Raw genomic sequence first — 26,136 nt, 5'->3', positions numbered from 1 at the left:
GCGTGTTTGATTAACAAGAATATACCGAAAAAACGGGTAGAAGGACAACGTCAACTTGCACAAGATTCTTTGGATAAATATGGTCAGGTTGTTAAAACAGCTCAGCTAATAGTGATAATTGATTAAAATCAAATAGCATAAAAAAAGTTGATCAATATTTTTTAAGTCAATAAAAGTCTCGGTTTGAAATTTATCCAGCTTGTAAAGGAGTGTATTGCGATGTAGAAAGAGTGCCTTAGCAGTCGAACTGAGATTACCATGATTACTCCAAAGGGCAGGAATAATTTCCAACAGTTCATCACTAGCAAACCAATCCTTGTACAAAGAGGCCAACAAATAGCTGTCTTGAGCGCTGTGGATCGAAAAATAAGGAACACTCAATTGAGGCAAGGTAACACATTTGACTGTCCGTAAATAGTCATCTCCAAAGGTGAATAGTTGTTTTTCCTCTTGCAGCAGATTAGTGAAATCATGGTTAGATTGATGAAAGGGTCCTACAAATAGTTTGGTGGAAAAAGTAAAGTCTGTATCTAGAGCCAAAAAGATACCTTTCAAATCGGCTGCTGAGAAAGGTTCTCCACTGAAGGCTTCAATTAGAATAGCTTGTTGTCGCTCTAACACAAGAATATCCACCAAAGCGGGTAAAATTTCCTTGATCTCATTTTGCCAAGCTTTCAGCATAATGGGGTCTGCCTGTTGGAACTTTACTTGAATGAGTCGATAACTTTCTTGTGTTTTAATTGTCTTGTGCTGAAAAAGGATTTGATACCAAAGTTTATTGTCAACGGACAACTCCGATTGCGGTAATAAAAGTTTTAACAATTGTTTTTCCCGCGGAGTAAAATCAGAATTTGGTATACCGATATATTGATTCTTGTGTTTAAAATAAGTGATCTCGTCAATCGGATGAGGAGAATCCGCTAAAACAGCTGCTGGGAAAAGCGCTTTTATTTCCTGATAATTGAGCATAGTGACCTCCTATTGTTACCTATATTGATGTGCTTAAACGAGATTCTACTAGAAAATTTACTCTTTTGGAAGGGTGTTTTCTAAATTTTGATGAAATTTGATTTAGGTTAATACTGTTAATTTGCTTGGATTTTATGAAGAATGCTGCCAGCTGAGTCCCTTTTATTAAAAATCAACTAAAGAAACTGATTGATTATCAGCTAAAGGTTTAGTAAACTTATCGCAATTAGCATGTCAAAATTTAACGTTTTGATGACTGGAAAATTCGAGGTGGAGAAGATGGATAGTACACAAGAGATCAAACGGAAAATGGATGCCGGTGAAATCTATTATGAGAACAGGGAAATTTTTGAAGAAAAGCTGCACTATAATCGTCTGTTACATGAATTCAATCAGATTTCTCCAGATCAGGTGGAGAAAAAATCTGAGCAGTTGGAAAAATTATTAGGAGCCAAAGGTGAAGGTGTTTATATTGAGCAGCCGCTCCATGCAAATTGGGGGAAAAATACTTATTTGGGTAAAAATGTCTACGCCAATTTCAATTTAACTTTGGTTGACGATACCCGAATTGAAATTCACGAGGATACAATGATCGGACCGAATGTCACCATCATTACGGGCACTCATCCGCTTGATCCCGAGCTGAGAAAACAAAATGCCCAGTACAATTTGCCAGTAGTGATTGAGCGAAACGTTTGGATTGGTGCTGGTTCGATTATTTTCCCTGGAGTGACAATTGGCGAAAATGCTGTAATTGGAGCAGGGAGTTTAGTTACGAAAGACATCCCACCTAATGTAGTTGCCTTTGGCTCACCTTGTGAGGTAACCAAGAAAATTTGATAAATGTGAGAATAATTAAGTGGTTAGACAAAAGTCTGATCACTTTTTTATTTTGTTCTACAAAGTATTTTGTAAAACCGGTAATCTTTAGCTATTTATAAAAAAAGATGTAGATAAAGCAAAAAAACATTGACAAAACAGTTTAGTAAACATTAAAGTAAACAAATAAGGAAAATTATTTTGTTTACTGAGCGGAGGAGAAAGAATGTCACAAGAATTAATTACCTTTAATAAAGAGCAACAAGTCTTTCATTTATCTAATGGTGAAATCTCTTACATTATGAAAATTGAGGCTGACAATGTATTAAGTCATATTTATTTTGGCAAAATAGTCACAAGCTATGGAGACTATAAAAACTATCCTCATCGAGACCGTGGTTTTTCCGGCAATGTACCAGGGCATCCTGACCGGACCTATTCTAAAGACACGCTGCCGCAAGAGTTTTCTAGTCATGGTTCTATGGACTATCGAATTCCTGCTTCAATCATTCGACGAGAAAATGGCTCTAATCTGCATGATTTTCGATATTTTAATCATTTCATTGATGAAGGCAAGCCTGCTTTAGCAGGGTTACCAGCGGCCTATGTAACTGAGGATGAGGAAGCAAGCACTTTAACAATTATCCTAAAGGATCGTGATCAAGAAATCTATGTGGATCTTTTGTTTACAATTTATCGCGATCGTGCGGTTATCGCACGTTCAACTAAAGTCAGAAACAGACTGGAAACGGCAATCAACATTGAAAGAATCGCTTCGATGCAGTTGGATTTGACCAACAACGGAATGTATCAGGAGGTGATTTCGCTGCCGGGAGCTCATGTTAGGGAGCGCCAAATCTCTCGTAAAGAAATTTCAACAGGAATTCAAACTTTTGAAAGTCGTCGTGGGGCATCTAGTCATCATATGAATAGCTTTGTAGCGATTGCTGGAAGAGATACTAATGAGTTTACTGGTGAAGTAATTGGGTTTAACTTTGTTTATTCCGGCAACCATGCCTTTGAATTGGAGAAAGACCAGATTGATCAGTTACGGATTATAGCGGGAATCAATCCCTATAATTTTTCTTGGGAACTAAAGCCGAAGCAAGAATTTCAAACCCCAGAGGTCTTGATAGTCTATTCAGATAGAGGTCTTAATAAAATGAGTGATACGTATCATCATCTGTTGCGAGAGCGAGTGGCGCGTGGACATCATCAATACCAGGAGCGTCCGATTTTAGTTAACAATTGGGAAGCCACGTATTTTGATTTTACTAGCCAAAAGGTTGAAGAGATCGTCGACGAAGCGTCCGACTTAGGGATTGAAATGTTTGTACTGGATGATGGATGGTTTGGTAAGCGCAGCTCCGATAATTCTTCTTTAGGGGATTGGTTTGAGTTTGATGGCAAGTTGGAAAATGGTTTGAAAGGTGTTGCTGACTACGTACATCAAAAAGGCCTGAAATTCGGTTTGTGGTTTGAACCGGAAATGATTTCAATTGATTCAGAACTTTACCGTGAGCATCCTGATTTCTTAATGACCGAGCCTGGAAGGATTCCCTCTTCCTCAAGAGATCAGCATTTATTGGATATGGGACGTAAAGAAGTACGAGAGTATATTCAAGTCCAAATGGAGAAAATTTTGGATAAGGTAGAAATTGACTACATTAAATGGGATATGAATCGCAGTATGTCGGATGCTTATTCTTTAACCCTCTCGTCAACTAACCAAGGGGAAACAGCACATCGCTATATCCTAGGTGTGTATGAATTGATGGAGAATCTAACTAAGAAATATCCGAACATTTTGTGGGAAGGCTGCTCCGGCGGCGGCGGCCGTTTCGACGCTGGTTTTTTGTACTACATGCCGCAATCATGGGCCAGTGACAATACTGATGCTGTCGAACGATTGAAGATTCAATATGGTACCAGCCTAGCCTATCCAACCTCGGCAATTACAGCACACGTTTCAGCGGTGCCAAATCATCAAACAGGCCGGATTACGTCATTGAAGACTCGTGCGGATGTCGCAATGTGCGGTGTGTTCGGATACGAATTAGACTTAACTTTGATGAGTGAGGAAGAAAAGCTTCAGGTGAAGGAGCAGGTGACTTATTACCAAGAAATCAGACAGCTGGTGCAATTTGGCAATTTTATCCGTTTACAAAGTCCTTTTGAGGGTAATTTGGCTTCCTGGATGTTCGTTTCAGAAGAGCAAGACGAAGCGTTGTTGTTCATTGGAAGGGTATTGGCAAATGCTCAGCCTGTCTTCAATGAAGTTCGTTTAGCAGGCTTGGATGAGAAAGGGTTATATGAGGATACAGAGTCAGGTGCAGTTTACTCGGGTTCGGAGTTGATGAATATCGGCTTGTACTACCCAGATTTCTTTGGCGATTTTCAAACACAGCTGATTCATTTGAAAAGAAAGTAGGATAAAAAAATGGTTAAGAAGAATTCGGTAATCACGCAAATTTCAATTTTAGCAATTTCCATGCTGTTAACTAGCGCTACAGCCATCAATGGTGCATTGCCTCAGATGAAGAACAGCCTAGGAATGACCACGACTCAAGGAGAATTGGTTGCGACTGTTCCGGCGTTGGCAGTAGTGATCTTTGTGGTTCTGTCTAGTTTTATCGCCCAAAAGATTGGGGTGAAAAAGACCGTACAGCTGGGTTTACTATTGGTAGGAATAGGTGGTGTTGTTCCGATCTTCTTAACTAGCTACCCGCTGATTATTGTTAGCCGTTTTGTGCTGGGAGCGGGCTTTGGTTTGTTTAATTCATTGGCAGTTTCTATTATCAATCTGCTTTATAAGAATGAGCCTAACAAACGAGCTGCTTTGCTGGGGTTCCGAGGGTCAGCTGAAAATATCGGTAGTGCAATGATGACGCTTGTGGCGGGTTTGCTTTTAGCGTTTGGCTGGAAGTTGTCCTTTGGTGTTTATTTGTTGGCATTTCCGATTTTGATAATGTTCAGCTTGTTTGTGCCGGAAATTAATGATCAAGATACGGAAGAGGAGATTTCTACTTTAGGCACGGAGGAAATTACCAGGGTCTTACCTCAAGTCTACTTGCTTTCGATGTTTGCTTTGTTTTTGGTGATGATTTTCGTGGCTATTGGCGTACGGTTTCCAGCAATGGTGGCTTCTTTAAAAGGAGATAGCTACAATGCTTCTAACTTTTTGGCTGTAATGCCAATTATTGGTATTCTGACGGGTGCTACCTTTGGTTTTGTTAATCGCTTATTTGGTGAGAAATGCTTGTACATCGGTCTTGGTTTGCTAGCGTTGTCGACTATTCTTATTGGTAATTCGGAGGATAATTTTCGGCTGCTGTTGGTAGGCTATTTTATCAGTGGAATTCCGGGAAGCCTTATTTTTCCCTTCATTTACAATTCGCTGAATAAATACGCTCCTTCCAGTAAAATGAACTATGCTACTTCGATTATTTTAATTGGTTGCAATCTAGGGAATTTCGTGGCTCCTTTTGGCTTAAGAATTTTGCAAACGGCTTCTGGCTCATCTAGTATTTTTGCTCCTTTCAAAATTTTATTTGGACTGGTTTTAGTGGTATTGGTAATTCTATGGGTAAATAATACCGATCATTTCCAAAAACGGATGATTGGCGGTAAAATAGTAAACTCAAAATAGGGTGCTAAGCATGGCGAAACTTTGACTTATCAGCAATCATGTATTATTGTTAAAGTAAAAATTCATGAGGTATTGATAATATGGTAGGTATTCGCGACGTTGCACGAAGAGCTCAGGTGAGTCCTGGAACCGTATCGAGAGTGCTAAATTCTGATGAAACCCTTTCGGTCACGGATTCCACGAAAGAGAGAATATATCAAGCAGCACAAGAGCTAAATTATGACATCAAGAAAAGAAAATATAACCGGGCTAAGACGACCACGATAGGCTTGGTTTCTACAATTACGCGTCAACGAGAAATTGATGACCCGTACTTTAGCGAGCTGCGGCTGAGTATGGAGGAAGAATGCAAAAAACGTCATTTCAATTTAGAACAGTATGCCCTTGCGGATGTTTTCAAGAAGTCTAAGTTAATCAGTAATTTGGATGCTTTGGTGGTGTTAGGTACCATTGAAAAGGGATCAATTGAGAAGCTGCTTGACCATAATTGTAATATTATTCTGTTAGACAATCCAGATATCGATTTGTCTGTCGATTTGGTGTTCACTGATTTTTCTAAAGTGACTAAGAAGGTTCTGTCCCTATTTGTTGCGGCCGGGCATAAGGAGATTGCTTATATTGGTGGTTATAATATAGACATTGACGAGCAGGGGAATGAAGTTGCCGACGAAAATGAGAAACGGTTGAAGGCTTACAAGGAATTTATGAACGAGCAAGGTCTATCTGATAAAATTTCTTACAAATTAGGAGAATGGGAACCATTGGAAGGCAAACGAATGGCTGATGAGCTGTTGGCAGAAAGAGCAGATAATTTTCCGACAGCGTTATTAGTTGGAAGTGACCCGCTGTCAGTGGGTGTTTACCGAGCAATACAATCAGCAGGAAAAACGATTGGCCGCGACGTAGTTGTTTCCAGTTATGATGATATTGAAATTGCGGAGTTTTTGACTCCCAATTTGACGACGGTAAAGGTCAATGCTAAAGAATTGGGCAAGGCAGCAGTCCGATTAGCGAATGAAAAAATTCAAAAAGAACGGGAAGTGAACGTTACACTATCATTCCCGGCAAAATTGATTATCCGAGAAAGCTTTGTACCGAAGGAAAATTAATTATTATTGGGCAGTTAAGTTTGGACACTTAACTGCTTTTTTTCATGGAATGGATTACCAATTGTTTTGTTTGCAATGACGGGGTTTTAAAGGAAAACATTTAAAAAAATATTGACTTTTTACTCAATAAACGATAATCTTAAAAAGCGGAAAACACTTGGATAAACATTCTGGTAAAAAGGTGTAATCATTTTTTGTATGTTCATTGATTAAGGATTTTAGCTTTTTCTTGAATTGAAACCGATTACTTTTGTTTAGTATGGATTAGGTGTTTTCTTGTTGGAAAGACTAAGCAGTGTAAAGGTAGAAAAAATAATGGAGTGGATGAAATGTATCAAGCAAACAGCGAAAGATATATGCAAATGCAGTATAATCGTGTAGGAAATTCAGGGCTTAAATTGCCAGCATTGTCGTTAGGATTGTGGCATAATTTTGGGGACACTGACTATTTTCAGAATCAAAAGGAAATTGTATTGGGAGCTTTTGATCTAGGTATAACACATTTCGATTTGGCGAACAACTATGGTCCCCCAGCTGGTTCCGCCGAAATAAATTTTGGTCGAATGATGAAAGAAGAACTTGGAGCTTACCGTGACGAATTGATTATTTCGTCTAAAGCAGGATATTACATGTGGGAAGGCCCTTATGGTGAATGGGGTTCAAAGAAAAATATTATTGCCAGCTGTGATCAAAGCTTGAAGCGGGTAGGAGTCGAGTATTTTGACATTTTCTACCATCATAGACCTGATTATGAAACGCCGCTGGAAGAAACAGCTCGTGCTTTGGATCTGTTGGTTCATCAAGGGAAAGCTCTTTATATCGGAGTGTCCAATTATGATGCTCAGCGGACATTGGAGATTTCGAAGATCTTCAAACAGTTAGGAACGCCGTTCATTATTCATCAGCCGAACTACAATATGTTTGATCGATGGATTGAGGATGAATTGGTGGACGTGTTAGAAAACGAGGGGATTGGTGCGATTGTTTACAGTCCGCTTGCTCAAGGTTTATTGACCAATAAGTATTTACATGGAATTCCAGAACATTCACGGGCCAGCCGTTCAGACAGTCCTTTCCTTAACGAGGAAAAGGTCGAGAAAACATTGGCTTCGGTAGCTAGACTGAATGAATTGGCTGAGAGCCGAGGTCAAACTTTGGCAGAAATGGCTTTGGCGTGGAATATGCGCTTAAAGTCGGTGGCTAGTGTCATCGTGGGAGCTAGCAGTTTGAAGCAATTAGAGTCAAACGTTAAATGCTTGGGAAATGTTAACTTTACGGAACAAGAATTGCAAACAATTGAACAGCTATTGAAAGATTAAAAGAGAATTCGCAAGACAGGAAAGGGGGAGAAAAAATGGTTGGGATTAGAGATGTTGCGAAAAAAGCCGGTGTATCTCCCGGAACTGTTTCGCGGGTTTTAAACGCAGATGCTTCATTGACAGTCACGAAAGAAACACGTCAAAAAATCATGGCTGCAGTGGAGTTTTACGGGTATGAGAAAAAGGAACGATCCAAGCGAGTGGTGGCAACGATCGGAATTGTTACTTCAGTTACGAAAATCAATGAATGGGATGATCCTTATTTCCGCAACATACGCATTGGTATGGAAAAGGAAGCGAAACGAGCGCATCTACGCATCGAAAATGTCTATCGATTACCGCAAAATCCTAAGCTGGAGGGGATCGACAAGCTGGGAGCTGTGCTAGTGATTGGACAGGTAGAAGAACAGCTGCTGGAGGAGATTTACAGTAAAAACAGGAATGTTGTTATTATTGATGATGCTAAGGTCTCAAAAAAGTTTGATACCGTCTATTCCGATTTAGAGGAAGCGACTGAGTCACATCTGGATCGGATATATCAAAAAGGGCATCGAAATATCGCCTTTATCGGCGGTTTCAGAAGGATTCGCAGCAACAATGGTAGTGAAATTATCAAATATGATGATATTCGTCATTTGACCTATTTGAACTGGATGAAACGGCAACAGCTGGGAGAATATTCAGCGGCTTTTGTTGGCGATTGGACGACGATTGAAGGGATGCGCCTAGGACAAGAATTCATAGCTGCGTATCAGAACAAAGAGCTGCCGACAGCTATTGTTGTTGGTAGTGATCCGATGGCTGTAGGTGTTTATCGTGCGCTGCAGGAAAAAAGCATTCGCATTCCTGAGGACATTTCGATTGTCAGCTATGACAATATTGAGGTTGCTGAATTCTTAACGCCCTCTTTGAGCACTATCAATATTGAAACTGAAGAAATTGGTTCCCTTAGTGTACGGATGGCGGCAGAAAAAATCGAAGGAGTTCGTTGTGCTCCAGTTCGGATTAATGTACCAGGAACGATTATTGTTCGAGAAAGTGAACAAGTACGCAACTAAAATAATAAACATACTAAATTTAGTCTAGAAATCTTTTCTAGGCTTTTTTTGCGTAGGTTAGTGTTTACTGCTGTTTACTTATTCTTAACGAAGTTCTTTATAATTCCATTATTCCTTATACTTGTTTACTGACACGGGGGTAAAAATCTTGTGAAGCGTTTTGTAAGATTTGAATGCCTTTATAATAGCGATTTTAAAGCTTTTTAGAAAACGAAGTGAAAAAAACATTGACTTTTTGTTTGATAAACGTTAATCTAAAAACACAAGAAAACAATAGACAAAACAATAATAAAAAAAGAAGGTTGTTTAGTAATGGATATGAAAAAAGTGATTGTAAGTGGTTTGGCTTTGATTAGTACTGGTGTAATGTTAAGCGCTTGCGGTAATAGCGGAGGATCTAGTTCTAATGGAAAAACAGAGATTGAGTTTTATAATCAAAAAAAGGAAATGCAAAGTACTTTAGATGAAATCATTAAAGACTTTGAAAAGGAAAATCCAGACATCAAGGTAAACTTTACCAATGTACCTGATGGAGCAACCGTGCTGAAAACGCGAATATCTAGCGATGATGCTCCAGATGTTATCAACGTTTATCCTCAAAACAATGATTTTCAGGAATGGGCAAAAGATGGCGTTTTTAAGGATTTAACTGAAAACGATTACTTGAAGAATTTGAAAGAAGGAACTGCTGAAACCTACGCGATTAATGATAAAATTTACTCGGTACCATTAACCAGCAATGCTTGGGGTTTCTTTTACAATAAAGATAAATTTGAAGAGTTAGGCTTAGAAACACCAAAAACTTGGGCTGAGTTTGAAGAGCTGGTTGCTGATATCAAAGAGAAAAAGGAAACACCTTTTGCTTTATCGTTAACTCAAACAGATGCTTGGACGTTAAACGGTTATCATCAATTGGCTTGGGCAACTACGGATGGTGGTTTTGATGGTGCCAACAATGCATTGGTACACAGTCCTAAGGGAGCAATCAAAACTTCCAATGCAGATTTCAAAAATGTCACAAAAGAGCTTGATTTACTACGAGACAACGGGCAAAAAAATGCTTCTGGTGCGACGTATGATGATGCGGTTGCCGCATTTGCTAAGGGAGATGCGTTAATTTTCCCTAACGGAATTTGGGCATTGCCGGCAGTTCAAAATCAGTCGCCTGAGTTTGAAATAGGAATGTTTGCTTATCCTGGACAAAATGAAGGAGAAGAGTTGACGGTTGGAGCGGCTGATTTAGCCTTATCGATAGCTGAAAGCTCAGAGAATAAAGAAGCAGCTGAAAAGTTTGTAGAATACATGACTTCTAAAGAAGCAATGCAAAAATACTATGACGTAAATGGAGCACCAACTTCGGTAACCTCTGTGGATACAGAAGGTAAATTCCCTGAAATGGAAGGTGTCAATCAGTATGTGTTTACTGATCAGCAAATTGTTTGGTTGCAGAAGGAATGGACTTCAGAAGAAACCTTCCATCATATGACTGTTGAATATGTAAACAGCGGAGATAAAGATAAGCTGGCATCCAATCTAAATAATTTCTTCGATACGATGAAATAATCAGGGAGGAAACGAACATGCAAAGAAAAGGATTTTTTAATAAAAGCTGGGCGTACCTATTCGTTATTGTTCCTGTACTTCTGCAAATAGTATTCTTTTATGTTCCGATGCTGCAAGGTTTCTTTTATAGTTTTACTGATTGGACTGGATTAACGTCTAACTATAATATGGTTGGTTTCGCGAATTTTCAGGCGATTCTTTCAGATGAGAAATTTATGAAATCAATTAGCTTCACCATCATCTTCACAATTGGCTTAATTGTCGGGGAAGTTGTTCTAGGAATTGCGATAGCCAGATTTTTGAACCGAAAAATGAAAGGAGTAGGTTTTTTTCGAACAGCCTACTTCTTCCCGGCGGTTCTTAGTACGGTAACTCTCGGCTTGATCTTCAAGCAAGTGTTTAATTACGGGATTCCTCAGCTAGGGGAAGCGTTTGGGATTAAATTTTTGCAGCAAAACCTGATTGCCAATGAGGAAACAGTTTTCTGGGGTGTACTGTTTGTGGCACTGTGGCAAGGTGTGGCCATGCCTATTGTGATTTTTCTGGCTGGCCTGCAGAGTATTCCAGAAGAAATTATTGAGGCGGCATCAATTGATGGGGCCAGCAATTTGCAGATTTTTACAAACATTGAATTGCCCTATTTGCTGCCTTCCTTGAGTATGGTTTTCATTATGGCACTAAAGGGTGGATTAACTGCATTTGATTTGATCTACGCATTGACTGGCGGTGGACCTAGTGATTCAACAACCACCTTAGGCTTGTTAGTTTACAATTATGCCTTCAAAAATAATCAGTATGGTTATGCCAATGCGATTGCGATTGTATTGTTCGTAGCAATTGCGATTATTTCGATAATGCAAATTCGTTTATCCAAACGGTTCGAAATATAAGGAGGAATTCCCATGAAAAGAAAAGGTTCCATTGGTCATTATGTGATACTCATTATTGGGTTCGTCCTAATATTTGTTCCGCTGTTTTTGACCCTGCTAAGTTCCTTTAAAGAAACGAATCAAATTACCGGAAACTTTTTCGGTTTTCCTAATCCATTCACTACAGAGAATTATCAACGACTTATTGCTGATGGGATAGGTCAATATTTCTTCAACTCAGCGCTGATTTCTGTGGTAGCCATTTGCTTAATTACTTTATTTGTTCCTATGGCAGCCTTCTCGATTGCCAGAAATATCAACCGCAAAAAAGCTTTTGCTCTTATGTATTCTTTTTTGATTTTAGGAATTTTTGTTCCCTTTCAGGTAATTATGATTCCGATTACCTCAATGATGACTAAATTGGGATTATCTAATATCGCCGGTTTGATTATTCTGTACTTAGCCTATGCTGTTCCACAAACCTTGTTCCTGTATGTAGGTTACATCAAAACCGCGATTCCGGTAGAATTAGATGAAGCCGCGGAAATTGACGGTTGCGGCAAGTTTAGAATGTATTTCCAAATTGCTTTTCCTTTAATGAAACCAATGCATGCCACGACCTTGATCATTAATGCGTTGTGGGTTTGGAATGACTTCTTGCTGCCATTGCTGATTTTGAATAAGGATTCGTCAAGCTGGACGTTACCATTATTCCAATACAATTACCAAGGGCAATACTTCAGTGATTACGGTCCGTCATTTGCCTCCTATGTAATTGGAATTATCGTGATTTTGATTGTTTACTTGATCTTCCAGAAAAATATCATCTCAGGGATGACTAGCGGCTCAGTGAAATAATTTTCAAATTAGACTTGATTGGTTGACAACCAGTCAAGTTTTTTTGATTTAATTAGACTTTTTGTATCAAAATGAACCATTGCTTCTCGTGAATCTCCATCCTAGAATAAAGCGAGTCCTCTAAAACATTGAAGTTTTAGAGGGCTTTTTGTGCACAAAAGCTTTAGATCAGGGTACTGCCTGCTATTTAAAAAGGAAAATGGCTCAAACGACTGGAAATTTTTTCAATCACCTTCCGTAGTTTAACATAGAGACTGCTAGCTTATTTTACGAGGCGTTTCGGTTAATTTTTAATGAAAGGGGTGATTTTAGCAGAAAAGTAGTTCATCACAATTTGGAAAATAGAGCGTTTTCATATTGTGATGAACTCTCAAAAACGACCTTTTTTTTCAGTTAAGATAATTAGTGTAAGAGGTGCTTAAAAATGAAGAGTTCACAAATTCAGATTATTCAAGAATGTGTTCAGCAGTCCAAAATTTCAGTCAAGGACTTGTTAAGTCGTCAGGTTATCTCACGATGCACATTGAAAAAGGATGTTGAGGAAATCAATACAGTATTGCAGGCCAAACTGAAGTTGGATGAACGGAAAATCTATGTTTCTGATCAGGATCGCAACATTTGTTACAAATATTTGAAAAAGCATAATATCAAAATTCTGCCCTATTACGATGCAGAGAATCGTCAGCAATTGTTGTTTTTGCATATGTCTTTGAGTGAACTGGACCTTAATTTGCAGGAGCTGGCGGATCAACTTTTGGTGAGTAAGAACACTGCCTTAACTGATGTAAAACGGCTACGGGAGGCGTTAACGACTCAAGGGATCTTGATCAACTATTCGCGCAAAATTGGTTATACGATTGAAGGGCCGGAGTTTTCGATTCGTAATGAAATTGTTAATTCGCTGCGAGGCTTATTGCGTAAATCCTTTAGCCGCTATCTGTTATTGGAGGCAGGTTATACCAGTAATAGTGAAATTGTGCTATTAAAGAATCGGCTCCTGAAAATTCAATCACAGGTCAAAATGACTTTTACTGAAGAAAGTCTGGAGGAATTGCCGATTCTGCTAAGTACGTTGATTAAACGAGCTCAGCAGCAGCGCATAAAGTGGCATTTTCCATTTGAAAAATACGATATTGTTAACACCAGCGAGTATCCGACTTATCGGAATGTTTTTCGCGGCATGCCTAATTTAAATGAAAATGACAAGCTGTATATGATTCTTCAAATTTTGTCCTCTACTTTTTTACAGATCAATGATGAGCTTTATGGTAGCGGTGAGGTTGAATCAGCGATTAATGAGTTTGTTTATTTTCTGGAAAATGGTTGTCTGATGCATTTCAAGGATCCGGCAACCTTGAAGGAAAAACTGGCATTGCATTTGAAGCCGGCGATTTTTCGTAGTTTGTTGAGTGTAAATATTCGTAATCCGCTGACTAGAGTAATTATGGAGGAGTACAGTGCACTGTATATGAAGATCAGTGAGGGGATTTCCATGATTGAGAAGAAAATCAGCTGTCATTTCTCAAATGAAGAGAAGGCCTTTATCGCCATGATCGTTATCAGCTCCATGAAGGAAATTGTTCAAGATCAATCCTTTAAGCCTTTTACGGCATTGGTTTTGTGTCGAAGCGGCATGTCGATTTCTAAGCTGCTGCAGGAGAATTTGAAGGAGCTGTTCCCTAACATTGCTTTTGCAGGAACCTACGCAGTGGATGAAATTTCCCAGGCAGAGGTTTTGCCAGATTTCATTTTCACAACCATTCCGATCGATACGGAGATTACAACCTTTGTTATTCCTTCAGTTTTAGACAAGCAAGCCAAGCAGAAAATTCAGCAGCAGGTAGAAATAGCGATCAATCAGGACATCAAAAAGAAAACCAAGGAGTTGTACGGTTTATTAGATGATCTTTTTCCAGACGGTAACAAGGCCAATGCAGTTAAACGAATTGAGCAGTTTTACCAAAAGGATACGGGGAATACGGATGAGGAGTGTAATCCCTTTGAATTAAAAATTGAGCAATTTTCTATGATTGAGGCCGATTCCTGGCAAGAGGTTTTCCAGTTTGCCTTTGGAAAATTGCTTGAAAGAGGCAGTGTCAATCAAAGATATGTAGGGCGAACTTTACAGCTGTTTGAAGAGGACTACCCTTTCATGATGATTGCCAAGGATTGTTTTTTACCTCATGCGAAGCCGGAAAATGATGTGTTTAAGCCAGATTATCAATTGGTCTTGGTAAAAAATAAGGTGAAATTTGCTGGTGAACGAGAATTAAAAATGATGATCGCTCTGGCACCTTCAAAGCAAAATGAGCATGTGGAATGGCTGCTAAAGATTAATGATGCCTTATTGCAGGAGAAAAATATTCGTCAAATTGAAGAAATTTCAACTATTGAGGATTTTTATGATTTGTTGAAATCTTCTTTTGAGCTAATCAATGAATAGAAGAGGTGAAAATATGGCAGGAATAGAGTTATTTGATGAAAATTTGGTGTTTTTAGAGCCGGAAATATCTTGCAAAACAGATCTTTTTAAATGGTTTGCAGCCTACATGGAGCAGGCAGGCTACGTAAAGGAGAGCTATTATGACAACATTACTTTGCGGGAAAAGGAGTACCCGACCGGATTACAGACCAGCACAGTGGGAGTAGCGATCCCTCACACTGATCCGGAGAATTTGAAAAAACCTTTCATTGCAGTGATTCGACCTAAAAACAGTATCTCCTTTGAGCCAATGGGCATTGCCGAAGGGGCGATTAACGCCGAACTGATTTTTATGTTAGGAGTTTTGAAAGATGGGCAGCAGGTAACGGCACTACAAAATCTGATGGGGTTATTGTGCAATACAGAAGCGGTAAGTGCATTAATGAGTGTAGAGCAGAAAAAAGAGATTATCAATATTATTAAGGCCAATTTTGGACCGATTGATTAGAAAATGGAGGAATGGAAAATGAAACGAGTAATTGTAGCATGCGGAAGTGGGGTAGCAACTTCACAAACGGTAGCAAGCAAAGTAAGTCGCTTATTAAAGGATCGAGGAGTAGATGCCTATGTAGAGGCAGTTGATCTGAAATCAGTAGACCGTTATATGGATTCGAGTGTGGCCTATATTACTATTACGAAAACTACTAAAGAATATCCGATTCCAGTGATTAACGGTATTGCCTTCTTAACCGGAATGGGGCAGGAAGCAGAGTTACAGAAGCTGATCGAAGTTTGCAAATAAAACGAAAAGGAGCAAATAAATGGATATCTTAAAAACTGTTATCGATTATTTACTAAGTTTAGGTGCCGCAATTTTCGTTCCAATCATTATTATCATTGCCGGGATTGCAGTGAAGATGAAGATTAAGGACGCTATTAGCGCAGGTATTACGCTGGGAGTGGCATTTACCGGAATGACCATGCTAATCAGCTTTATGACTGGAGCGATTACTCCAGCAGCGGAAGCGATGTTAAAAGCAACCGGGATTTCACTGCCAATTGTTGACGGCGGTTGGACTACCATGTCTACGATTTCTTGGTCCTGGCCTTATGCTTTCTTGATGTTTCCTTTGATGATCGGAATCAATGTGCTAATGCTGGTAATCAATAGAACCAATACCTTTAATGCCGATATTTGGAATGTTTGGGGTAAAATCTTTACAGCTGTAGCTGTGGTGGGAATTACCGGCAACATTTTCCTGGCATTCGCTGTAGCAGCAGTCCAAATTGTTTTCGAGTTAATGAGTGCTGATGCTCATCAACACCGAATCGAAAAACTATCAGGTATCCCTGGGGTGACCTGTACACATAAAATGGTTTTCCTGGCCGCAATTTTCTACCCGATTGACAAAATGTTGAGAAAAATTCCGGCGTTGGATCGTAAGTTTGATGCCGAAACCTTGAAGAGTAAAATCGGTGTTTTTGCAGAAAATCATGTATTAGGATTCTTGTTAGGGATCGTCTTTGGAGTGCTGGCTCGTTATAGTGTGGCTGAAACGTTGACTTTGGCTATTCAGGCAGCTACATCCTTAACCTTGTTCCCAGTAATCACAAAGTATTTCATGCAGGCTTTATCACCAATCTCAGAGGCAGTTAGCGATTTTATGAACAAAAAATTCGAAGGGCGCACACTTCTAGTGGGATTAGACTGGCCGTTTATGGGTGGTTCTAATGAAATCTGGCTAGCAATTATTTTCACCGTTCCAGTGACGCTGCTGTTCTCTATGTTCTTGCCAGGCAATGAGATTTTACCATTTGCTGGAATCATCAACATTTCTATTGCGGTGCCTGCTTATTTGGTAACGAGCGGCAACTTACTGCGAATGATCATTCTTTGTATAATTGGTTCACCAATTTTCTTATGGGTGGGGACAGCTTTTGCACCATTCATGACCCAACTAGCGAATCAGACAGGGGCAGTAGAATTAGCAGCTGGTCAAATGATTTCTAACAGCTCAATTGATGCGCCAGTCTTTACCTATGCTTTCTCTCATGTCTTCAAATTCTTGGAAGGTAATTTTATTCCAGCGATTATCATGGTAATTTGGGTGACCAGTTTCGTGTTTTACTATCGGGACTTAATGAAGGAAGCCAAAGCGGACAAAGGTGAGAGCGAAATTAATGGTACCGAAGAAATTGCTTAAAAAGAGAGGCACACTATGATTTATACAATCACATTAAATCCGGCGATTGATCGTTTGATTTTTTTAAAGGGACAGTTGGAAAAACGTAAAAATAATCGAGCACAAAAGGTGTTGTACGATATCGGCGGAAAGGGTACCCACGCTTCTTATGCCATATCAAAATTGGGTGTGGAAAATCTGGCTCTGGGTTTTGCCGGAATAATGAATTTGCTGAAATTTCAGCAGGTATTGGATGATAAAGAAATTGCTCATCAATTCATCACAACAGATGGCTCAACGAGAGAAGCAGTTATTCTAATTGATCCAGAAAACCAGGGTTCTACTATGGTAACTGAGCCTAGCTTCACAGTGTCAGCGGTTGACAAAGAGAAGCTGAAGAATTATTTGGCGGTTACATTGACTCCACAGGACATGGTTTTAGTAGCAGGCTCCACACCAGAAGGCTTTGATTTGATCGATTTAGCGGAGCTTTTGCAGTTAATTAAAACTAAAGGGTGTTTTTTAGCCTGCGATTTGTCCAGTGAGGATTTAAAGCTGGCAATTGATTCAGGCGCCGACTTCATTAAACCTAATGAGTTGGAGCTGCGGGAATTATTGTCGGAAAAGGAAACTATCGAAGAAAAGTTGAATGAAATTTCTGCTAAAGTTGCCGTAATGATTGCCTCTCGAGGTGATCAAGGCAGCATCTGCTATTTTGAAGGGAAACAGTATCAAGTGATCGTTCCGGAAGTGAAGGAGGTTAATGATACAGGAGCGGGTGACTGCTTCGTAGGCGCCTTTCTAGCGACTTTTTATCAGACAAGTGATATTGAACAGTCCTTAATGATGGCAAGCGGTTGTGCTGCCAGTAAAGTTCGATATGAAGATAGCTGCTACTTCAATTTAGCGGAAGCCAAAGAACTGAAGACCAAGGTTCGAATTAAACAGCAAAATTAGGAGGAAACTTATGCTATATCAACAGGAAAGAGCTCATTTAGCAAAAATTACCCGCAATGTTTACGAACGATATGGAACCAATGCAGCTGGTGGTAACATCAGTGTACGGCTGAACGAGGATCATGTGATTATGACTCCTACATTAATGTCGCAGAACCATCTATGTGATTTGTCTCCTTATCAGATTTTAGTTGTAGACATGGCTGAAAATATTATTGAAGGAGATGGTCGCTTAACGCGAGAGATCAATATGCACATGGCTTGCTACCGCACTAATCGTAAAATCGGCTGTGTCTTACATGGACATGCTCGTGAGTCAATGGTTTTTGCCAGTATGGGACTGCCGATGCCGAATCTGACCGAAGCCACTCAAAAATTTGGTGAGATTCCTTGTCTGCCCTTTGCACCAGCTTGCTCACCAGAACTAGCGGAAATTGTGACAAAGCATGTGGGAAGTTTGGGAGATGATGTGTTGTCCAAGGTGATGTTGCTGAACAAACACGGTGTTCTAGTGTTGGAAGACTCCCTGAATAAGGCTAACGATATGCTGGAGCGTCTGGAATATAATGCTTATATTGCCTATAAAGCGATGATTTATGACAAGCTGGGAATTAATACAATGAGTGAAGAAAAAGAGTTAGCGTATAATATCGAGGAATAGAAAAAACGTTTGGCGAGGAGCGAAGGCTTCTCGCTTTTTTGACTTGTTTAATTAAAATAGGTAAAAAAGTTGGGTAAGTAAACATGAAAGATGAACTTCTAATTAAACTTGTAGTGACAAGGCTCTCAATAGCAACATGATATAATTATTTACAAAATTGTCCATTGCAACGGTCAACTTTGAGTGAAGCGTTTTCTGAAATAACTATTATGATAAGGCTATCAAAGGAAAACAACCAAGCACTAAAACAACTCGTGAACACGAAATTGCTGGCTGTTTTACCCCAACTAAGGAGGAACTATCATGAAATTAGTAGGAGTTGCTGCTTGTACTGTTGGAATTGCCCACACGTATATTGCGCAGGAAAAATTAGAAAATGCCGCGAAAAAGGCTGGATTTGAAATGAAGGTCGAAACGCAAGGAACTATCGGGATTGAAAATGAATTGACCCAAGAGGAAATTGATCAAGCGGATATCGTGATCCTAGCAGTGGATGTTAAAATTGCCAATCGCGAACGTTTTGATGGTAAAAGGGTAATCCAAGTACCAACAGAAGTCGCAGTCAAATCACCAAATAAATTGATCGAAAAAGCTAAGGAAGTTGTTGAACAACAAACGGCATAAAAAGGAGAAATGCAAGATGGAAGTAACTGATATCGTTGATTTGAAAACGGTTAAGACTAATATGAATGCGACAACTAAGGATGAAGCTTTGAGAGATTTAGCTCAGGAATTACTAACAAACAACTACATCTCTGACATTGACGGTTTCATCAAAGACATCTATGCTCGTGAAGCTGAAGGACAAACGGGTATCGGCAATTATATCGCAATTCCTCATGGCAAAAGTGCTTATGTGAATAAGATTGGAGTAGCGATTGGAATTAACCAACAGGAAATACCTTGGGAGTCACTAGATGGCAATGGGGTAAAGGGAATTATTCTGTTTGCAGTTGGTAACAATAATGAAGGAGCAACTAGTCATTTGAAGTTATTGTCATTATTTGCTAGAAAGCTTGGTAATGACGAAGTTGTCGATAACTTGTTGAAATCTTCGAAACCAGAAGAGGTCGTTGCAGCATTTGCTTAAAGGAAAGGAATTCTTCGCATGAAACTAGTAGGAGTAGCCGCTTGTACAGTGGGAATTGCGCACACTTACATTGCCCAAGAAAAATTAGAAAATGCCGCGAAAAAAGCGGGTTTTGAAATGAAGGTTGAAACGCAAGGAACCATAGGGATTGAAAATGAATTAACGCAAGAAGAAATCGACCAAGCAGACATTGTGATTCTAGCGGTGGATGTTAAAATCACCAATCGTGAACGATTTGATGGCAAACGAGTGATTCAGGTTCCAACGGAAGTCGCCGTAAAATCACCCAATAAATTAATTGAAAAAGCTAAAGAAGTTGTTGATCAAGAAAATACAAAATTAGGGTAAAGGGGTAGGACGATGAAAAAAATCAAAGAGTTAAATCTTAAAGGGCACTTATTAACCGCAATTTCTTATTTAATTCCGATTGTCTGTGGCGCAGGGTTTCTAATTGCGATTGGTATGGCATTCGGCGGAACTAGTCAAGGACAGCTGGTTCAAGGAGAATTCTCGATTTGGGATGCACTGGCGACCATGGGTGGCGCAGCTTTAGGACTATTACCGGTAGTTATTTCAACCGGGATTTCATTCTCAATCGGTGGTAAACCAGGAATCGCACCAGGGTTTATCATTGGATTAACGGCGAATGCGATTGGCGCAGGATTTATTGGCGGAATTTTAGGAGGCTATTTAGCAGGTTATCTTGTATTAGCAATTTTAAAATATGTGAAATTACCAAACTGGGCTAAAGGCCTAATGCCAACTCTGGTTATTCCGTTCTTAACCTCAATTATTGGCGGCTTGATAATGGTGTACATAATTGGTGCACCGATTGCGGCCTTGACTTCACTATTGACGAACTTTTTAGATGGACTAGGCAATTCTTCCTTGCTTTTATTCGGCGGTGTGATTGGTTTGCTAAGTGGCATTGATTATGGCGGTCCTATCAATAAGACTGTTTTTGCCTTTGTATTAACTATGCAGGCGGAAGGGCTAAATGGACCAATCACAGCTTTACAGCTAGTCAATACAGCAACACCAATTGGCTTTGGCTTAGCTTACTTTATTGCTAAATTGTTTAGAAAAACTATTTATACTCCTTTAGAAGTTGAAACCTTGAAATCAGCGGTTCCTATGGGTGTTATCAACATCGTTGAAGGCGTTATCCCCTTAGTCATGAATGATATTGTTCGCGGTGTTGCAGCAACTGCTATCGGAGGTTTTGTAGGTGGAGCAACCACTATGATTTTAGGTGCTGATGCGACAGTTCCGTTTGGTGGAATATTAATGATTCCAACCATGAGCAAACCAATGGCCGGTGTAATTGCGATTGTTGTGAATGCAGTTGTTACCGGATTAGTTCTGGCAGTAATTAAAAAAGACGTTTCACAAAAAGTTGATGAAGGTCTAGTAGAGAAAGAAGAAGAAGAGATTAATTTGGATGACATTCAAATTTTTTAGAAATAAATAAATGGAAGAACGGGAGACTGTTATGAGTAAAGTAGAATTTTCACCATCCTTAATGACGATGGATTTAGACAAGTTTAAAGAACAAATTACCTTTTTGAATGACAAGGTAGATTCTTATCACATTGATATTATGGATGGACATTATGTCCCAAACATTACGCTATCTCCATGGTTCATTGAGGAGCTGCGCAAGATTACCGATTTGCCTATGTCGGCTCATTTGATGGTTACTAATCCTAGTCTGTGGGTGCAGCAATTAGTCGATATGAAATGTGAATGGATCTGTATGCATGCAGAAGTATTAGACGGCTTAGCTTTTCGTCTAATCGACCAAATCCATGATGCCGACTTAAAGGCGGGAATCGTTTTGAACCCTGAAACACCGATTGAAATGCTTTTCCCTTATATCGAGTTGTTGGACAAAATTACTATCATGACGATTGATCCCGGCTTTGCTGGTCAACGATTTATCGAGAGTACTTTAGACAAAATCGTTGCGTTACGGGAATTACGAGAAGAAAAAGGCTACAATTATGTAATTGAAATGGATGGTTCTTCTAACCGCAAATCTTTCAAACGGATTGATGCTGCTGGACCGGACATTTATATTGTTGGACGCAGCGGGTTATTCGGCTTGGATGAAGATATATCAAAAGCTTTTGCTATCATGGCTAAAGATTATGAAGATATGACTGGCAAAACAATAAAATAAGAAAACGGTGATTGAAGAAGGTGAAAGAGCTGAAGCTGAATGGGATGAACGTTTATCTGCTATGAACAGGACTATCCAGAATTGGCGCAGTAATTCAAACAAGCTTTTACTGATGAATTGCCGGTGGACTGGGAGGCTGCTCTGCCTAAATATGAAGGTGGATCCAGTCAAGCTAGTCACGTATCCAGCCGAGAAATGATTCAGAAATTATCAAAAGCGGTCCCGTATTCATGAGGCGGATCAGCTGATCTTTCTGGTTCAAACAATAAAATGGTGGCAGCTGAAAAAGATTTTAAACCTGGTCAGTATGAAGGTCGCAGAAGGCAAAGATGTCTCGGTCGTTTTCATACCTAGCTTTGAACTATTCCAGCAACAAACAGAAGCGTATAAAAACTCTTTTCTGCCAAAAGAAGTGACAGCTCGTGTATCAATCGAAATGGATACAAGCTTCGGTTGGGGACGGTATGTTGGTGCCCAAGGAAAGATCTTGTCAATTGATAAATTTGGTATGAGTGCTCTTGGTGATACCATTATCAAAGAGTATGGTTTTACAGTAGAGTCTGTGATGCAAGTATTAAAATAAAATCGAAAAATAACACTAAGAATAGTGGGAAGGCTGTATGCTTTTTCACTATTTTTTTGCATTTTTTTAAAACCACCTAGGATTTGTGAGGGGGGTAAATAGTCTGCAGCGTGTTAATAAAAAGAGACTGGCAAAATGCCAAACGGCTGTTAGTTTAGTGACCGTATCCAAAATAAATTTGGAAGTTTTTGGACAAAGAATCTTTATCGTACAAAAGTTGTAGAAGTAGCTTTCCCATCATGTCATAAAAGTAATGTAGATAAATCATCTATATAAAAGATAAGCGGAATACTGGAACTATTCTGCGAGAATTATGGGCATGAAAAAGTACAGGTATTTTCGTAGCAAATTAAAAAAATTTCTGTTCCTGAAAGTTATTTTAGTTAGTACAAAAAAAAATTTCAGTCTTGGCAGATAACCTATGTATAATTAATATAACTGAATTTGCTGAGATGAGTTAAAGCTTTCCCTGTATTCATTTGAAATATTCGGTGCATTCTATAACATCACCAAGCGAGGTACATGGCTGGGGAATTTTTTGAATGAAAACGCTTATACTTTTTCAAGGTGAAAATCTATAATAAGGACATAAGGAAAATGTATTGTTTTGCAGCAGATAGGTACCAAGAAAAAAGGGGGTTAGTTTGAAGATGGAAGAAAGGTATTTAAACATAATGACAGAATTGATTGCTAACCCTAGCATTACGCGAAAGGGGTTGGAAAGCAAACTAAATTTATCAAAGGATCAAATTAAATATGCGATGCGTCAAATTAACAGTGAACTAAAAGAAAATGAATTGCCAAGTATACAACGAACACGAACCGGTGGATTTATCATTGACGAATCAGTTGCTGCCTTCATACAAACTGATGAAGAAGCAAGAAAAGACCCTAACCTTTTCTATTCAGAAGACGAAAGAATAACAATACTTGCCCTATTGTTATTCAACGAAGCATTAGATTTATCCTTAGAGTATTTTTCTTATGAGCTGAAGGTTAGTAAAAATACGATTTTACGAGACCTTTCTAAGCTGAAAAAGAAATTATCTGTCCACAAAATTAAGGTTGTTTATTCTCGTACACAAGGCTATTCACTTTCTGGTAAAGAACTATTTATAAGAGATTTCATTAAAGAAACTCTCTTATATGTTAACAAAATGTCTAGTGGAACTCAACTTTTGGTTAAATTTTCTGGTTTAACACGAGTGGAACGCTTAGCGATGGAGAAAAAATTGAAAGCAATCGAGCAAAAGCTGGAAATTCGTTTTACTGATGAACAGTTTAGTCAACTGCCATACTTTTTACTGATTGTGTTTAATCGGATTTCTTATGGACAGTTGGTTAATGAGAAAACTTCAGAAGAAGAATTAGACATCTATCAACTGAAAGAAGTTCGTTTAATCGAACAAACTCTGGGTTTAGAACAATATGGACGTAGAGAAACGATCTATATATCCTTGCAGATTTTGACTTCAAAAATTATTTCAGCAGAGTTTGTGAATGAAACGATCACCAATCGTTTAAGAGAAGCTTTAAATGTATGTATTGATAACTTCGAAGTGAAAACCTCAATTGAATTAAAGGATCGCGAGCTGATTTTAAACAGCTTAATGTATCATTTGACACCCGCTTATTATCGCATTCGCTATTTGATTAATGAAAAGAATGATCTTTATGAGAAGGAGTTTTTGGAAAATGTTATTGCTCAATATGATTTTCTAAATACCATCATTGAGGATTGTTTCAAGCCTTTAGAGGATTTATTGGAAGTACCGCTGCCTGATATCGAAATTATGTACATTTCCTTAATATTCGGGTCAAAAATTCTACCTCAGGGAAAAACAGAGTACCCAAAAATGAAAACAGCGATTGTTATTTGTCCAAAAGGAGTAACCTACTCGCAATTAATGCTTTCTCAATTGATGACGATTTTTCCCGAAGTTTATTTTTATGAACCCGTGTCACACCGAGCCTTTGAGAAGAGTCATTTGAAAGTAGACATTATTTTTTCAATTGGACACTTTCATCCTTATGATAATTGCTTCGTAGTCCAGGCTGCGATGACAGAAGAAGAAAAGCAGCAATTGCGAGCGCAGGTCTTTAAGAACGTTTTTGGCGATGAAGATCGTACGACTATTGTTGAACGAATTATGGGAGAAATAAGAGAATATATCCCTGATGCTCAAACAGTCAGAATCGAAAACAGCATTCTGGAAATTTTAGGAGAACGTTTGCCCATTAAAAATGAAAATCGAATTCGTACCAGTGGTAATAAAACCATGGGGCTATATGAGTTTCTTTCGGAAAATAAAATTACTATTCTAGATGAGGTGGCTGATTATCGAGAAGCTTTAAAGATTGCTGGTCAGCCGCTTTTGGCTGAAGGAGCAGTTACGGAAAGCTACATTCAAGCGGTGATTGACAGCCATGACTTTGAGGACCCATACACAATTTTGGGAGAAGAGGTAGCGATTCCCCATGCTTTACCAAGCGAAGGAGTTAAGAGAATTGGCATTAGTCTGCTGATTGTACGCAAGGGTTTCTACTATTCTAAAAGCCATTCACTCAAAATTGTTTTTATGATCGCTCCGATTGACAAGAAGCAGCACAATCAAGCGATTATTGATATTTTAACAATTGCTGAATCACCGGTAATGATAGAAAAAATGACAAATACGAATGAGAAGCAATCGATTTTAAAACTATTGAAAGAAATCGTGAATTAAGAAAGGAATTATGTATGAATAACCAAGAAATCAAAGATAGTATATTAAATACTTTAGCTATTGAAGGAGCAGCCATTACAAAATTAAGTGAAACTGTTGATTTGGATGTTTTAACTACTCTGGTTCATAAAATTGGTGAAAAAAAAGGCAAGGTAGTTGTCAGCGGATGCGGTACTTCAGGGGTTGGTGCTAAAAAGATTGTGCATTCATTATCCTGTGTCAGTATTCCGGCAGTCTATCTGAATCCAGCGGATGCTGTGCATGGTTCAATGGGGATTATTACCGAGGACGATATTGTTATTCTAATTTCCAAAGGCGGGAATACCAAAGAATTGGTTCATTTGTTGGATTCTATCAAAGCTCAAAAGCCTTATATTGTCGGAGTTGGTGAAAATGAAACTTCGGCCATTAGTCACTCTGCTGATCTATTTATCAAAGTGTCAGTGGACAAAGAACCAGATAGTTTTAATATGTTGGCAACAGCGAGTACATTGGCAGTTATTTCGATTTTTGATGCGGTGTGCATAGCCTTGATGACTTATACCAAATTTACAAAAGAGCAGTTTGGTATTAATCATCCTGGTGGTGCAGTGGGAGATCGCTTGCTGGGCAAATAATGGAAAATGGAAGGTAACGGTAAATGAGTGAGTTAGTTAATATGATTAAGCAGAAGAACATTGTTTTTTTTGATGAACAGATCGATTTGGATAAGGAACAGCTGTTGGAAAAAATTGGCTGCCGGCTGTTTAAAAATGGATATGTAAAAAGCAGTTTTATTCCAGCTATTAAGAAACGGGAAGCAGCATTTCCTACGGGATTAAACACTACAAATTATGGTATTGCAATTCCTCACACCGATAGCAAGCATGTAATTGAAGCAACAATTGCTATCGGTGTAGTAAGAACACCAGTCATTTTCCAGGAGATGGGTGCAGAAGATGTGGAGGTTCCGGTTCGTCTCGTTTTTATGCTGGCGATTAAAGAACCTAATAAACAGTTGGAGACACTTCAGGCAGTAATTTCATTGATTGAGAATGAAGAAAAAATGAGGGCCCTTGTTCAGGCTGAAGATGAAGCTGCTGTTCTTCAATTATTAAACTAACGAAAAGGAGTACGGGA

The 26,136-nt window shown here is 38.9% G+C and carries 24 protein-coding genes and 1 pseudogene; 24 read left to right on the top strand and 1 reads right to left on the bottom strand.

Annotation, left to right across the window (positions count from 1 at the left end):
- Nucleotides 1–105: 105 nt before the first annotated feature.
- Nucleotides 106–969 (bottom strand): helix-turn-helix domain-containing protein, encoded by an 864-nt coding sequence (locus IGI46_RS21585; protein WP_429965792.1) that lies wholly within the window; start codon nt 967–969, stop codon nt 106–108.
- Nucleotides 970–1,248: 279 nt separating this feature from the next.
- Between IGI46_RS21585 and IGI46_RS21580 the strand changes: the two genes are divergently transcribed.
- The 24 genes and pseudogenes from IGI46_RS21580 (at nt 1,249) to IGI46_RS21465 (ending at nt 26,119) form a co-directional block, all read left to right on the top strand.
- A complete protein-coding gene (locus IGI46_RS21580) occupies nt 1,249–1,809 on the top strand; it encodes a sugar O-acetyltransferase (RefSeq protein ID WP_429965793.1) in 561 nt (186 codons plus the stop codon).
- 205 nt (nt 1,810–2,014) lie between these two features.
- Nucleotides 2,015–4,219, top strand: a complete 2,205-nt coding sequence (locus IGI46_RS21575) for an alpha-galactosidase (RefSeq protein WP_429965794.1) — start codon at nt 2,015–2,017, stop codon at nt 4,217–4,219.
- 9 nt (nt 4,220–4,228) lie between these two features.
- A complete protein-coding gene (locus IGI46_RS21570) occupies nt 4,229–5,437 on the top strand; it encodes an MFS transporter (protein WP_429965795.1) in 1,209 nt (402 codons plus the stop codon).
- A gap of 80 nt (nt 5,438–5,517) precedes the next feature.
- The gene (locus IGI46_RS21565) at nt 5,518–6,546 is read left to right on the top strand and encodes a LacI family DNA-binding transcriptional regulator (protein WP_429965796.1); all 1,029 of its coding nucleotides are present in this window, start codon (nt 5,518–5,520) and stop codon (nt 6,544–6,546) included.
- Nucleotides 6,547–6,875: 329 nt separating this feature from the next.
- Nucleotides 6,876–7,865, top strand: a complete 990-nt coding sequence (locus tag IGI46_RS21560; protein ID WP_207701923.1) for an aldo/keto reductase — start codon at nt 6,876–6,878, stop codon at nt 7,863–7,865.
- Between the two features lie 35 nt (nt 7,866–7,900).
- Nucleotides 7,901–8,923, top strand: coding sequence for a LacI family DNA-binding transcriptional regulator (locus tag IGI46_RS21555; RefSeq protein WP_429965797.1), 1,023 nt, complete (start codon nt 7,901–7,903; stop codon nt 8,921–8,923).
- Nucleotides 8,924–9,235: 312 nt separating this feature from the next.
- Nucleotides 9,236–10,486 (top strand): extracellular solute-binding protein, encoded by a 1,251-nt coding sequence (locus IGI46_RS21550; RefSeq protein WP_429965798.1) that lies wholly within the window; start codon nt 9,236–9,238, stop codon nt 10,484–10,486.
- A 17-nt stretch (nt 10,487–10,503) separates the two neighbouring features.
- On the top strand, nt 10,504–11,376 hold the full coding sequence (locus IGI46_RS21545; RefSeq protein WP_207701920.1) for a carbohydrate ABC transporter permease: 873 nt from the start codon (nt 10,504–10,506) through the stop codon (nt 11,374–11,376).
- Nucleotides 11,377–11,388: 12 nt separating this feature from the next.
- A complete protein-coding gene (locus IGI46_RS21540; RefSeq protein ID WP_429965799.1) occupies nt 11,389–12,213 on the top strand; it encodes a carbohydrate ABC transporter permease in 825 nt (274 codons plus the stop codon).
- Nucleotides 12,214–12,637: 424 nt separating this feature from the next.
- Complete coding sequence (locus IGI46_RS21535) at nt 12,638–14,656, top strand: BglG family transcription antiterminator (RefSeq protein WP_429974219.1); 2,019 nt, start codon at nt 12,638–12,640, stop codon at nt 14,654–14,656.
- A gap of 13 nt (nt 14,657–14,669) precedes the next feature.
- A complete protein-coding gene (locus IGI46_RS21530; protein ID WP_207701917.1) occupies nt 14,670–15,143 on the top strand; it encodes a PTS sugar transporter subunit IIA in 474 nt (157 codons plus the stop codon).
- An 18-nt stretch (nt 15,144–15,161) separates the two neighbouring features.
- Entirely contained in the window at nt 15,162–15,437 is a 276-nt protein-coding gene (locus IGI46_RS21525; protein ID WP_010757553.1) for a PTS sugar transporter subunit IIB, read from the top strand.
- 19 nt (nt 15,438–15,456) lie between these two features.
- On the top strand, nt 15,457–16,839 hold the full coding sequence (locus IGI46_RS21520) for a PTS galactitol transporter subunit IIC (protein ID WP_429974218.1): 1,383 nt from the start codon (nt 15,457–15,459) through the stop codon (nt 16,837–16,839).
- Between the two features lie 15 nt (nt 16,840–16,854).
- On the top strand, nt 16,855–17,775 hold the full coding sequence (locus tag IGI46_RS21515) for a 1-phosphofructokinase family hexose kinase (protein ID WP_429974217.1): 921 nt from the start codon (nt 16,855–16,857) through the stop codon (nt 17,773–17,775).
- A gap of 10 nt (nt 17,776–17,785) precedes the next feature.
- Nucleotides 17,786–18,436 (top strand): class II aldolase/adducin family protein, encoded by a 651-nt coding sequence (locus IGI46_RS21510; protein WP_429965804.1) that lies wholly within the window; start codon nt 17,786–17,788, stop codon nt 18,434–18,436.
- A 303-nt stretch (nt 18,437–18,739) separates the two neighbouring features.
- The gene (locus IGI46_RS21505) at nt 18,740–19,060 is read left to right on the top strand and encodes a PTS fructose transporter subunit IIB (protein WP_207701912.1); all 321 of its coding nucleotides are present in this window, start codon (nt 18,740–18,742) and stop codon (nt 19,058–19,060) included.
- 16 nt (nt 19,061–19,076) lie between these two features.
- Entirely contained in the window at nt 19,077–19,526 is a 450-nt protein-coding gene (locus tag IGI46_RS21500) for a PTS sugar transporter subunit IIA (RefSeq protein ID WP_429965806.1), read from the top strand.
- A gap of 18 nt (nt 19,527–19,544) precedes the next feature.
- Nucleotides 19,545–19,874, top strand: a complete 330-nt coding sequence (locus IGI46_RS21495; protein ID WP_429965808.1) for a PTS fructose transporter subunit IIB — start codon at nt 19,545–19,547, stop codon at nt 19,872–19,874.
- A gap of 12 nt (nt 19,875–19,886) precedes the next feature.
- Entirely contained in the window at nt 19,887–20,987 is a 1,101-nt protein-coding gene (locus tag IGI46_RS21490) for a PTS fructose transporter subunit IIC (RefSeq protein ID WP_429965809.1), read from the top strand.
- 31 nt (nt 20,988–21,018) lie between these two features.
- A complete protein-coding gene (alsE, locus tag IGI46_RS21485; RefSeq protein WP_429965810.1) occupies nt 21,019–21,708 on the top strand; it encodes a D-allulose 6-phosphate 3-epimerase in 690 nt (229 codons plus the stop codon).
- Nucleotide 21,709: 1 nt separating this feature from the next.
- Nucleotides 21,710–22,291 (top strand): annotated as a pseudogene (locus tag IGI46_RS21480) (transketolase-like TK C-terminal-containing protein); the annotation flags it as partial.
- Between the two features lie 650 nt (nt 22,292–22,941).
- Nucleotides 22,942–25,017, top strand: coding sequence for a BglG family transcription antiterminator (locus IGI46_RS21475; protein ID WP_429974216.1), 2,076 nt, complete (start codon nt 22,942–22,944; stop codon nt 25,015–25,017).
- A gap of 14 nt (nt 25,018–25,031) precedes the next feature.
- Nucleotides 25,032–25,634 (top strand): SIS domain-containing protein, encoded by a 603-nt coding sequence (locus tag IGI46_RS21470; RefSeq protein ID WP_429965812.1) that lies wholly within the window; start codon nt 25,032–25,034, stop codon nt 25,632–25,634.
- A gap of 23 nt (nt 25,635–25,657) precedes the next feature.
- Nucleotides 25,658–26,119: a PTS sugar transporter subunit IIA gene (locus IGI46_RS21465; protein WP_429965814.1), complete on the top strand. Its 462-nt coding sequence runs from the start codon at nt 25,658–25,660 to the stop codon at nt 26,117–26,119.
- Nucleotides 26,120–26,136 lie beyond the last annotated feature (17 nt).

The organism is Enterococcus sp. AZ163, assembly GCF_050498925.1.
Classification (GTDB): Bacteria; Bacillota; Bacilli; order Lactobacillales; family Enterococcaceae; genus Enterococcus_A; species Enterococcus_A ferrettii.
This window is presented reverse-complemented; position numbering and strand designations above follow the sequence as displayed.

What these genes read in the sequence shown, in the direction of transcription:
- IGI46_RS21585 (WP_429965792.1), bottom strand. Translation starts at nt 969, where the DNA reads ATGCTCAATTATCAGGAAATAAAAGCGCTTTTCCCAGCAGCTGTTTTA.
- IGI46_RS21580 (WP_429965793.1), top strand. Translation starts at nt 1,249, where the DNA reads ATGGATAGTACACAAGAGATCAAACGGAAAATGGATGCCGGTGAAATC.
- IGI46_RS21575 (WP_429965794.1), top strand. Translation starts at nt 2,015, where the DNA reads ATGTCACAAGAATTAATTACCTTTAATAAAGAGCAACAAGTCTTTCAT.
- IGI46_RS21570 (WP_429965795.1), top strand. Translation starts at nt 4,229, where the DNA reads ATGGTTAAGAAGAATTCGGTAATCACGCAAATTTCAATTTTAGCAATT.
- IGI46_RS21565 (WP_429965796.1), top strand. Translation starts at nt 5,518, where the DNA reads ATGGTAGGTATTCGCGACGTTGCACGAAGAGCTCAGGTGAGTCCTGGA.
- IGI46_RS21560 (WP_207701923.1), top strand. Translation starts at nt 6,876, where the DNA reads ATGTATCAAGCAAACAGCGAAAGATATATGCAAATGCAGTATAATCGT.
- IGI46_RS21555 (WP_429965797.1), top strand. Translation starts at nt 7,901, where the DNA reads ATGGTTGGGATTAGAGATGTTGCGAAAAAAGCCGGTGTATCTCCCGGA.
- IGI46_RS21550 (WP_429965798.1), top strand. Translation starts at nt 9,236, where the DNA reads ATGGATATGAAAAAAGTGATTGTAAGTGGTTTGGCTTTGATTAGTACT.
- IGI46_RS21545 (WP_207701920.1), top strand. Translation starts at nt 10,504, where the DNA reads ATGCAAAGAAAAGGATTTTTTAATAAAAGCTGGGCGTACCTATTCGTT.
- IGI46_RS21540 (WP_429965799.1), top strand. Translation starts at nt 11,389, where the DNA reads ATGAAAAGAAAAGGTTCCATTGGTCATTATGTGATACTCATTATTGGG.
- IGI46_RS21535 (WP_429974219.1), top strand. Translation starts at nt 12,638, where the DNA reads ATGAAGAGTTCACAAATTCAGATTATTCAAGAATGTGTTCAGCAGTCC.
- IGI46_RS21530 (WP_207701917.1), top strand. Translation starts at nt 14,670, where the DNA reads ATGGCAGGAATAGAGTTATTTGATGAAAATTTGGTGTTTTTAGAGCCG.
- IGI46_RS21525 (WP_010757553.1), top strand. Translation starts at nt 15,162, where the DNA reads ATGAAACGAGTAATTGTAGCATGCGGAAGTGGGGTAGCAACTTCACAA.
- IGI46_RS21520 (WP_429974218.1), top strand. Translation starts at nt 15,457, where the DNA reads ATGGATATCTTAAAAACTGTTATCGATTATTTACTAAGTTTAGGTGCC.
- IGI46_RS21515 (WP_429974217.1), top strand. Translation starts at nt 16,855, where the DNA reads ATGATTTATACAATCACATTAAATCCGGCGATTGATCGTTTGATTTTT.
- IGI46_RS21510 (WP_429965804.1), top strand. Translation starts at nt 17,786, where the DNA reads ATGCTATATCAACAGGAAAGAGCTCATTTAGCAAAAATTACCCGCAAT.
- IGI46_RS21505 (WP_207701912.1), top strand. Translation starts at nt 18,740, where the DNA reads ATGAAATTAGTAGGAGTTGCTGCTTGTACTGTTGGAATTGCCCACACG.
- IGI46_RS21500 (WP_429965806.1), top strand. Translation starts at nt 19,077, where the DNA reads ATGGAAGTAACTGATATCGTTGATTTGAAAACGGTTAAGACTAATATG.
- IGI46_RS21495 (WP_429965808.1), top strand. Translation starts at nt 19,545, where the DNA reads ATGAAACTAGTAGGAGTAGCCGCTTGTACAGTGGGAATTGCGCACACT.
- IGI46_RS21490 (WP_429965809.1), top strand. Translation starts at nt 19,887, where the DNA reads ATGAAAAAAATCAAAGAGTTAAATCTTAAAGGGCACTTATTAACCGCA.
- alsE (WP_429965810.1), top strand. Translation starts at nt 21,019, where the DNA reads ATGAGTAAAGTAGAATTTTCACCATCCTTAATGACGATGGATTTAGAC.
- IGI46_RS21475 (WP_429974216.1), top strand. Translation starts at nt 22,942, where the DNA reads ATGGAAGAAAGGTATTTAAACATAATGACAGAATTGATTGCTAACCCT.
- IGI46_RS21470 (WP_429965812.1), top strand. Translation starts at nt 25,032, where the DNA reads ATGAATAACCAAGAAATCAAAGATAGTATATTAAATACTTTAGCTATT.
- IGI46_RS21465 (WP_429965814.1), top strand. Translation starts at nt 25,658, where the DNA reads ATGAGTGAGTTAGTTAATATGATTAAGCAGAAGAACATTGTTTTTTTT.